Annotated in this window: 1 protein-coding gene; it reads left to right on the top strand. The window is 72.1% G+C overall.

What is annotated here, in order from left to right; translation table 11 throughout:
• A partial coding sequence (locus DZF91_RS24220; protein ID WP_199486851.1) for an FAD-binding oxidoreductase occupies positions 1 to 1,531 on the top strand: 1,531 nt, incomplete at its 5' end.
• Positions 1,532 to 1,680: the final 149 nt, after the last annotated feature.

Genomic DNA, 1,680 nt, shown 5'->3' with positions numbered 1-1,680 from the left:
GGCCCCCCTGGCGGCCCCGGCGGGCGCCGCCGGTCCGCCGGAGGCGCTGGACCCGCTGGTCGCGCTCTCCCCGTCCGACCCGCGCTACCCGGAACTGACCAAGCGGTCGTTCAACCCCCGCTTCGTGTCACACCCGGACGTCCTGCACCTGCCCTACTCGGTCGAGCAGGTCGAGAAGGCCGTCGAGCAGGCCGTCGGGCGCGGGCAGCGGCTCACCGTGCGCAGCGGCGGGCACTGCCTGGACAACCTGGTCGGCGACCCGGCGTTCCGGGTCCTGCTCGACATGTCGGCCATGAACCGGACGTGGTTCGACGGGGAGCGGGGCGCGTTCGTCGTGGAGCCCGGCGCGACCCTCGGCGAGCTGTTCACCGACCTCTACCTCGGCTGGCGCGTCACCGTCCCGGCCGGGGTGTGCCCGGCGGTGGGCGTCGGCGGGCACATCGCCGGCGGCGGCTACGGCCCCCTGTCCCGCCGGCACGGGCTGTGCGTGGACCACCTCTACGGCGTCGAGGTCGTCACCGTGGACAAGTCCGGCCGGGCGAAGACCGTCCTGGCGACCAACCGCCCGGAGGACCCGAACCGCGACCTGTGGTGGGCGCACACCGGCGGCGGCGGCGGCAACTTCGGCATCGTCACCAAGTACCTGTTCCGGACGCCCGGCGTCTCCGGGAACGACCCGGCGAAACTGCTGCCGAGCCCGCCCGACCGCGTCTTCATGACCTGGGCGGTCTTCCCCTGGGCGGGCCTGTCGCAGGAGGGCTTCGTCCGGCTGGTGAAGAACCACAACGCCTGGCACGCCGCCAACAGCGCCCCCGGCACGCCCACCGCCGCGCTGCACAGCGCCCTGCACCTGAACACCCAGAAGGAAGAGAACATCTACCTGGAGATCCGCAACGACTCCACCGCGCCCGGCGCCAAGCAGCTCCTGGACGACTACATCGCCGCCGTCTCGAACGGCGTCGGGGTCAAGCCGAACGTCAGCACGACCGACGACCTGTGGCTGAGCAACGCGACCTACGAGTTCCCGGCGACCATCCCGCCGCGCACCAAGTCCAAGGGCGGCCACCTGCGCAAACCGCTCAGCGAGCCGCAGATCGTCGAGCTGTACAAGGGCCTCACCGACCCCGACTACAAGGGCCAGTGCCTGGTCTACTTCGCCGCCTACGGCGGGAGGATCAACACGGTGTCGCCGACCGCGACCGCGATCCCGCAGCGCGACTCCATCATGAAGCTGTGGTTCTCGGCGTCCTGGCCGGACGCGTCCGCCGACGAGGCGTCCGTGGACTGGCTGCGCCGCTTCTACCAGCGCGTCTTCGGCGACACCGGCGGCATGCCGGTGCCGAACGACCGGTACGACGGCTGCTACATCAACTACCCCGACATCGACGCCAAGGACCCGGCGTGGAACAAGTCGGGCGTCCCGTGGACGACGCTCTACTACAAGCAGAACTACCCCCGGCTGCAGCGCGTGAAGGCCGCCTACGACCCGCACAACGTCTTCCGCCACCCCCTCTCCATCGAACCCGCCTGACCGGGAGGCCTGGCCCGTCCTTCTGCGCCCCGAGCCGCAGGAGGACGGGCGTCCGGCACCCCGACGGCCTCGGCCGCGCTGCTCTGGTGTCGGCCGCCTCGGCCGCCTCGGCCGCCTCGGCCGCCTCGGCCGCCTCGGCCGCGCCGGTC

Origin of the sequence: Actinomadura logoneensis, from assembly GCF_003428695.1 — a bacterium.
Lineage (GTDB): Bacteria > Actinomycetota > Actinomycetes > Streptosporangiales > Streptosporangiaceae > Spirillospora > Spirillospora logoneensis.
This window is presented reverse-complemented; position numbering and strand designations above follow the sequence as displayed.